The organism is Streptomyces silaceus (assembly GCF_001419745.1).
In the GTDB taxonomy this organism is placed as follows: domain Bacteria; phylum Actinomycetota; class Actinomycetes; order Streptomycetales; family Streptomycetaceae; genus Streptomyces; species Streptomyces silaceus.
The window spans coordinates 1-6,817 of sequence record NZ_LIRJ01000218.1 but is presented as its reverse complement, the minus strand read 5'-3'; the positions used below and the strand labels follow the sequence as shown (position 1 = coordinate 6,817).

Sequence of the window (6,817 nt, the reverse complement as noted above, 5' to 3'; positions counted from 1 at the left end):
GTGCCGTACTCGTGCATATGGCGGCGCGCGGCCATCGCGTACTTGGCGATCAGGGAGTGCCCGTACGGGACCTCGAACTGCAGCGGGCCCCGGGCGCCGAAGGACAGGTTGGAGGTGCGGCGCCGCGCCTTGATGTCCGCGCGGGCCGTCGAGCCGTAGACGAGGAGCACCGCGTTCGCCCGCCCCGCGGCTATCGCGTCCGCCGCGTGCGCGGCCATGACCTCCCAGGTGGCGCCGCCGACCGACGTCGAGTCCACCCAGCGCGGCGCGAGACCGAGGTACTCGGCGACCTCGACCGGCGCCAGGGTGCCGAGGCCCGCCGAGGCGATGCCGTCGATGACGTCGCGGCCGAGACCGGAGTCGGCGAGGGCGCGGCGGGCGGCCTGGGCGTGCAGGGCGTAGGGGGTGGCCTCGTCGACCCTGCCGCAGTCCGAGAGGGCGACACCGACGACGGCGACCTTGCGTGCGGAGGTGGAGCGGGTGGCAGTAGGCATGAATCTGACGGTACATCAGATACGGGCGGCGGAGAGGGGGTCGGGATCGGCGGATCGGCGCCGCCGCCGCTCTGTGCATATCGCCGCCACCGGCCTAACATGACGGCCCGTCAGATCTGGGTCCGGGCCGTCGGGCCCGGGGGAGGAGCCTGCCGATGGACGCCGCCTTCAGCGCGGAGCAGGGCGAGATCCGCCGCACCCTTCGCGAAGTGATCACCAAACGCTGCGGCCCCGACGAGGTCAGGGCGGCCGTGCGCACCCCGGCCGGTCACGACTCCGCCCTGTGGTCCGCCCTCGCCGAACAGCTCGGCCTGCCCGGCCTCGCGCTCCCGGACACCTACGGAGGCGTCGGCTGCACGACCGCCGAACTGGCGCTGGGGAGCGAGGAACTGGGCCGCGCCCTGGCGCCCACCCCGCTCCTGGCCACCGCGGTCCTCGCCGCCCCGCTGATCCTCGCGCTCGGCACCGAGGAGCAGCGCGCCGCGCTCCTGCCCCGCATCGCCGCGGGCGAGCTGACCGCCGCCCTCGCCGTCCCCGGCACCGGCCTCGCCACGGCGCTCGGCCTCGCGGGCGACAACCGCGGCGACTGGGCGGGCGGCGGCCGCGCGGGCGGCGTCCAGGCCCGGCACCAGGACGGGGTGTGGCGGCTGTACGGGCAGGCCGAGCAGGTCGTCGACGGGCACAGCGCGGGGCTGCTCGTCGTGGCCGCGCACGTGGGCGGCTTCGCCCGCTCCCGCACGCTCCTCTTCCTCGTGCGCGAGGGGGCGGCCGGCATGGTGCGGACGCGCCAGACTGCGCTCGACGAGACCCGCACCCAGGCCCGCGTCGAACTGCGCGACGTCGAGGCGGAGTTGCTCGGCACCGACCGGGCGGCCGAGGGCGGCGAGGGGATCGACGTGCCCGACGCGCTCGCCGCCGTCGGGGACATCGCCGCCACCGTCGTCGCCGCCGAACTGGTCGGAGCCGCGGACCAGGTCCTGGAGCGGACCGTCGACCACGTCCAGCAGCGCGAGCAGTTCGGCCGGGCGATCGGCTCCTTCCAGGCGGTCAAGCACCGCCTCGCCGACGTGTACGTACAGGTGCAGGCCGCGCGGTCGGCCGCCTACTACGCGGCGTGGGCGGCCGGCGCGGAGGCCGCCGGGTTCGGCGGGCAGGGCGCCGAGCGGGCCGGCGGGCTCGCGCTCGCGCAGGGCCTCGACGCGCTGCGCACCGCCGCGTCCGAGGCCGTGCAGCTGCACGGCGGCATCGGCTTCACCTGGGAGCACGAGGCGCACCTGTACTTCAAGCGCGCGGCCGGCGACGAACTGCTCTTCGGCCCCGTGCACCGGCTGCGCGCACGGGCGGCGGAACGGGCCGGGCTGTTCGCGGACCACGAGCCGCCCGCGGAGGGCGCGGCTCCGGCGGCCTCGGAGGCTCCGGCGGCCCCGGCGGGCGCCGGCCTGGGGGAGGCCGTCTGATGCCGCCCGGACTGCGCATGATGCAGAAGGTCTCGTCCACCCGCACCTTCGCGAGGATCGCGCCGCACGTCATCCCCGCGATGGACCGCACGGTGCACCGGCTGACGCGCGGCAAGGTGCTGCTCAGCGCGAAGATGCTGCCCGGCGTCGTCCTGACGGCGCGCGGCGCGAAGAGCGGCCTGCCCAGGCGTACGCCGCTCGCGTGCATGCCGGAGGAGAAATCGGGCAGTTGGGTGCTGATCGGGTCGAACTTCGGCCGCCCCGGCCACCCCGCGTGGACCGCGAACCTGCTGGCCCATCCCGAGGCCACGATCAGCTGGCGGGGTGCGGACATCCCGGTGCGGGCGCGTCTGTTGCAGGGGGAGGAGCGGTCCGAGACCTGGGAGGCGGCCCTGCGGTTCTGGCCGCCGTACGCGACGTACCAGGCCCGGATCGACCGCCAGATCCGCCTGTTCAGACTGGAACGCACCTGAGGGGCGCCCCCGTCGTGGAGGGGGCACCCGGAGACCACAGCGGCGGATCACGAAGGTGATCCGCCGCAGGGCTGACAGGATGGGGGCATTGCGCCCGCCGGGGCTACTTCGTCGGCTTCTTCCCCGTCACGCCCAGATGTACCAACATGGCCAGGTTCGGCTTGAGTTCGGCCTGCTTGACGCCCCACGTCTGGAAGCCGCGCTGGTGCGAGGCGACCGCGGCGAGCATCGCGACCAGTGAACCGGCCATGGCGGCCGGGCTGATGTCCTTGTCGACCTTGCCCTTGGCCTGGAGCTCCTTGACGGTGTCCGTAAGGGAGTTGTTGACCGAGTTGAGGATCTTCATCCGGATCTTGTAGAAGCGCTTGTCGCCCTCGGCGGCGCCCAGGTCGACGACCCGGAGGATCGCGTCGTTCTTGCGCCAGAAGTCGAGGAAGCCGTCGACCAGGTCCTGCGAGGTCTGCCAGCCGGCCTTGCCGACCCACGAGCGGCCGTCGAGCAGCTGGGTCAACTCGGCTCCCTCCGTGGCCATTTGCTCCGCGATCTCCAGGACGGCGCCCTCGACGTCCGGGAAGTACTGGTAGAAGGTCGCGGGTGAAGTCCCCGCCTTCCGGGCGACGTCGATGACTTTGACGTCCCGGTAGGGCGAGGAGCTGAGCATCTCGCTGAGGCAGTCGAGCAGCTTCTGACGCGTCGCCTGACCGCGTCGACCGGCCACGCGGCCGTCGACGGTTCGTACCTGTCCTGTCATGCCGTCAGCTTACCGAGGGGTGATCGGAGCGCGATTCGGCCGAGTGCAAATGGGGTTGGGGCGCGTGAGCGCGGCCCGGGGGCGCACCCCGCGGGAATTGGCCAAATGTTCGATTTTCTACCGTGCGGGCCGTGGGTCCGCGGGCTAGCTTGACGGACATGGACTACGCGGCACAGGACCCCAGGGGCGGATACGCGGAAGGCGTGCCCTGCTGGGTCGACGCGATGCTCCCCGACGTCGAGGGCGGCAAGCGGTTCTACGGTGAGCTCTTCGGGTGGACCTTCGGCGAGGCCGCGGGCCCGGAGTACGGGCACTACGTCATGGCGTACCGCGACGGCCTCCCCGTTGCCGCGCTCGCGCCCAAGACCGACGGCCGCATGCCCACCGTATGGACGGTGTACCTGGCCACGCCCGACGCGGCGGCGCTCGCCGGGCGCATCAAGGACGCGGGCGGCTCCGTGGTCATGGAGGCCATGCGGGTCGGGCCCTTCGGCACGCCCGGCCTCTCCGCCGACCCCGAGGGCGCCGTTTTCGGCCTCTGGCAGGGCGGCACCCACCAGGGCTTCGGCCTGCGGCGGCGGCCCGGATCGTTCTGCTGGACCGAGGTGTACTCGCGCGACAAGGACCTGGTCGACCCCTTCTATGAGGGTGTCTTCGGCTACGGCGTCTGCGACCTGGACCTCGACGGCGAGGAATTCCGCACCTGGTCCCCCGCGGGCGCCGAGCCGGGACCGGACACCGCGATCGGCGGGCGCGGCCTGGTGTCGGGCTCCTTCCCCGCCGAGATGCCCGCGCACTTCCTCGTCTACTTCAACGTCGCCGACGCCGACGCGACGGCCGCGGCGGTCACCCGGCTCGGCGGGCGCGTCCAGGCACCGCCCTTCGACATTCCGTACGGGCGGATCGCGGTGCTCACCGACAATCAGGGGGCGACGTTCGCGGTGCTGCAGGACTGAACCGCGGGTTCCGCCGGACTGAACCGTGGGTTCCCACCGGACTGAATCGAAGGTTCCGCTCGGCGGGGCCCGTCGCGGATGTGATTTGTCCGTAGACACCCCGATCCCGCCCCGGGTTCGCAACCGCCGCCTCGGACAGGAAGAATCAGGGTGCGTGCCGCCGTAGCGGCTCGGTGGTGAGACGCTGCACGGGGCTGTCTTCTTCGGCGGCCGCGTACGGGGAGGTGGCAGGGCAAGTGGTGGATCAGCTGACGCAGCACGATCCGAGGCGGATCGGCCCGTTCGAGGTCCTCGGGCGGCTGGGCGCCGGTGGCATGGGCCTGGTCTATCTCGCGCGCTCCGCGTCGGGGCGGCGCGTGGCGATCAAGACGGTGCGGACCGAGCTCGCCGAGGACCAGCTGTTCCGGGTCCGCTTCACGCGCGAGGTCGAGGCGGCGCGCGCCGTCTCCGGCTTCTACACGGCCGCCGTCGTGGACGCCGACCCGCGGGCCGCCGTGCCCTGGCTGGCCACGGCGTACGTCCCCGCGCCCTCGCTCGAGGAAATAGTGAATGAACACGGGCCGCTGCCCACCCAGGCGGTGCGCTGGCTGGCGGCGGGCGTGGCCGAGGCCCTGGAGTCCATCCACGGCGCGGGCCTGGTCCACCGTGACCTCAAGCCGTCCAACGTCCTCGTCGTCGAGGACGGCCCCCGCGTCATCGACTTCGGCATCGCCTCCGGCGTCTCCAACACGCGGCTGACCATGACGAACGTCGCCGTGGGCACCCCCGCGTACATGTCACCCGAGCAGGCGAAGGACTCGCGCAGCGTCACCGGCGCCTCGGACGTCTTCTCGCTCGGCTCCACCCTCGTCTTCGCCGCCACCGGGCACGCGCCCTTCCACGGCGCGAACCCCGTCGAGACCGTCTTCATGCTGCTCAGGGAAGGACCCGACCTCGAAGGACTCCCGGACGAGCTGCGTCCGCTGATCGAGTCCTGCATGCAGATGGAGGCCGCCCTGCGGCCCACCCCCGCCGACCTCCAGGCCCAGCTCGCCCCGCACCTCTTCGCCTCCGACAGCGTCGACGGCGACGACAGCGGGACGGCGTCCGCGTGGCTGCCCGAGCGGGCCGTCGCGCTCATCGAGGCCCGCAGGGGCGGCCGCCCGGCCGCCCGGGTCGCGGCCGCGGCCGGGCGCAGCGGCGGCCGGGGCGCGGCCCCCGCGCAGTCCGTCGCCCCCGCGGCGCCCGTCACCGCGCCGCCGCCCCCGCACCAGCCGCCGCCCGCGCCCTCGCAGCCGCCCTTCGCGGCCACGCCCGACGGGGGGCCCGTGCGGCTCGCCGGGGCGAAGGTGCCGATCGGCCCCGGGCCGCGCGTCGGGGACGCCCGCGGTCCGGTGCCCGGGGACTCCGGTCTCGCCGCGTCCTGGTCGCGGTCCTCGTCCGGCCCCAGGGGAGCGGCCAACGGCGTCGCCCCCGCCGTGCCGCCGCCCGCCCAGGCGCCCGACGCCGGGAACACGTCCTGGCGGCCCTGGCGGTTCCGGATGTCCAACGACGTGTGGGGCACGCCCGCGGTCGCCGGGAACCTCGTCTACGTCACGTCCTTCGAGGTCCACGCGCTGGACGTGTCCACGGGCCGGCGCAGCTTCAAGACGCGGGACGTCGCCTGGTCCATGGCGGTCGCCGACGGCCGCATCCACGCCTCCGACGGCCCGACGCTCTACGCCCTCGACGGTGCCGACGGCTCCGACCTGTGGCGGCTGCCGACCGACGCCTGGGTCTACTCCCTCCAGGCCGACCGGGGCACCGTCGTCACCGGCACGCGCGGCGGCGGCGTCCAGGCCTGGGAGGCCGCCAACGGCGAGAAGCTCTGGGAGATCACCGGGGCGCAGACCGACTTCGAGACGCCCGAGGCCGGGCCCGCCGTGTTCGACGGCACGGTGTACGTCTGGAAGGACGCGCGGCTGCGCGCCCTGGAGGCCCGCACCGGCGAGGAGCGCTGGTCCTACCCCGTCGGCGACGCGGCCTCCTGCGGCGGTGTGCCGGTGCGGCTCACGCAGGCGCAGGACGGGTACGTGTACGTGGCCGCGGGGACGCGGGTCCTCGCCGTCGACGTGGCGAGCGGGCACGTCCGCTGGCACTTCGAGGCGCCCGCGGCGTTCCTGTGTCCGCCCGCCTTCGCGCCGGGTCCCGCCGTCACGGGCGGCGGCGTGTACCTCGCCGACTACCTCGGCACGGTGTACGCCCTGGACGCCACGGACGGCCGCGACCGCTGGCGCATCGCCACGGAGTCCCGCTCCTCGATCGAACCGGTCCTCGTCGCCGACGGCCACGTCCATGTGGGCAGCGGCAAGGGTCTCTACACCCTCGACGCGGTCACCGGCACGCCGAAGTGGCGGTTCCAGGCGGGCGGCGAGGTCGTCGGCGCGCCCGTCGTCGCCGACCGCCGCATCCACTTCGGCTCCACGGACCACCTCCTCTACACCCTCAAGGCCGACGACGGCCGCCTCCGCTGGAAGCTCGCCACGGGAGGCGAGATCACCGGCGCCCCGGTCGTCCGCGACGGCGTGGTCTACGCCTGCAGCAAGGACCGCTGCGTGTACGCGCTGGACGCGGAACGGGGCACGGGGACGTCGCCTCGGGCGTAGGCGGGGGCGACCTGGGCGGTCGCGCCGACGCCGATTCCGACGCCGACGCCGATTCCGGCTCC

At 74.1% G+C, this 6,817-nt stretch carries 5 protein-coding genes and 1 pseudogene; 4 read left to right on the top strand and 2 right to left on the bottom strand.

The window, feature by feature from the left end; all coding sequences use genetic code 11:
* Positions 1-494 (bottom strand): annotated as a pseudogene (locus tag AOK22_RS21130) (acetyl-CoA acetyltransferase); the annotation flags it as partial.
* A gap of 155 nt (positions 495-649) precedes the next feature.
* On the opposite strand from AOK22_RS21130, the gene AOK22_RS21125 reads away from it, so the two are divergent.
* Both AOK22_RS21125 and AOK22_RS21120 read left to right on the top strand, forming a co-directional pair.
* Entirely contained in the window at positions 650-1,951 is a 1,302-nt protein-coding gene (locus AOK22_RS21125; protein ID WP_079036719.1) for an acyl-CoA dehydrogenase family protein, read from the top strand.
* Positions 1,951-2,424: a nitroreductase family deazaflavin-dependent oxidoreductase gene (locus AOK22_RS21120; protein WP_055700268.1), complete on the top strand. Its 474-nt coding sequence runs from the start codon at positions 1,951-1,953 to the stop codon at positions 2,422-2,424. The genes AOK22_RS21125 and AOK22_RS21120 overlap by 1 nt, the downstream gene beginning before the upstream one ends.
* Before the next feature lie 103 nt (positions 2,425-2,527).
* On the opposite strand, the gene AOK22_RS21115 is transcribed toward AOK22_RS21120, so the two are convergent.
* Entirely contained in the window at positions 2,528-3,175 is a 648-nt protein-coding gene (locus tag AOK22_RS21115) for a TetR/AcrR family transcriptional regulator (RefSeq protein ID WP_055700267.1), read from the bottom strand.
* Between the two features lie 158 nt (positions 3,176-3,333).
* Between AOK22_RS21115 and kbpA the strand changes: the two genes are divergently transcribed.
* Together kbpA and afsK are read left to right on the top strand one after the other, a co-directional pair.
* Positions 3,334-4,131 carry an AfsK-binding protein KbpA gene (kbpA, locus tag AOK22_RS21110; RefSeq protein ID WP_055700266.1) on the top strand — a complete coding sequence of 266 codons (798 nt, stop codon included), beginning with the start codon at positions 3,334-3,336 and terminating at the stop codon, positions 4,129-4,131.
* A 236-nt stretch (positions 4,132-4,367) separates the two neighbouring features.
* On the top strand, positions 4,368-6,755 hold the full coding sequence (gene afsK, locus AOK22_RS21105; RefSeq protein ID WP_055700265.1) for a protein serine/threonine kinase AfsK: 2,388 nt from the start codon (positions 4,368-4,370) through the stop codon (positions 6,753-6,755).
* Positions 6,756-6,817 lie beyond the last annotated feature (62 nt).

Coding starts and splice junctions, on each gene's coding strand:
- kbpA (WP_055700266.1), top strand. CDS start 3,334: ATGGACTACGCGGCACAGGACCCCAGGGGCGGATACGCGGAAGGCGTG.
- AOK22_RS21125 (WP_079036719.1), top strand. CDS start 650: ATGGACGCCGCCTTCAGCGCGGAGCAGGGCGAGATCCGCCGCACCCTT.
- AOK22_RS21120 (WP_055700268.1), top strand. CDS start 1,951: ATGCCGCCCGGACTGCGCATGATGCAGAAGGTCTCGTCCACCCGCACC.
- AOK22_RS21115 (WP_055700267.1), bottom strand. CDS start 3,175: ATGACAGGACAGGTACGAACCGTCGACGGCCGCGTGGCCGGTCGACGC.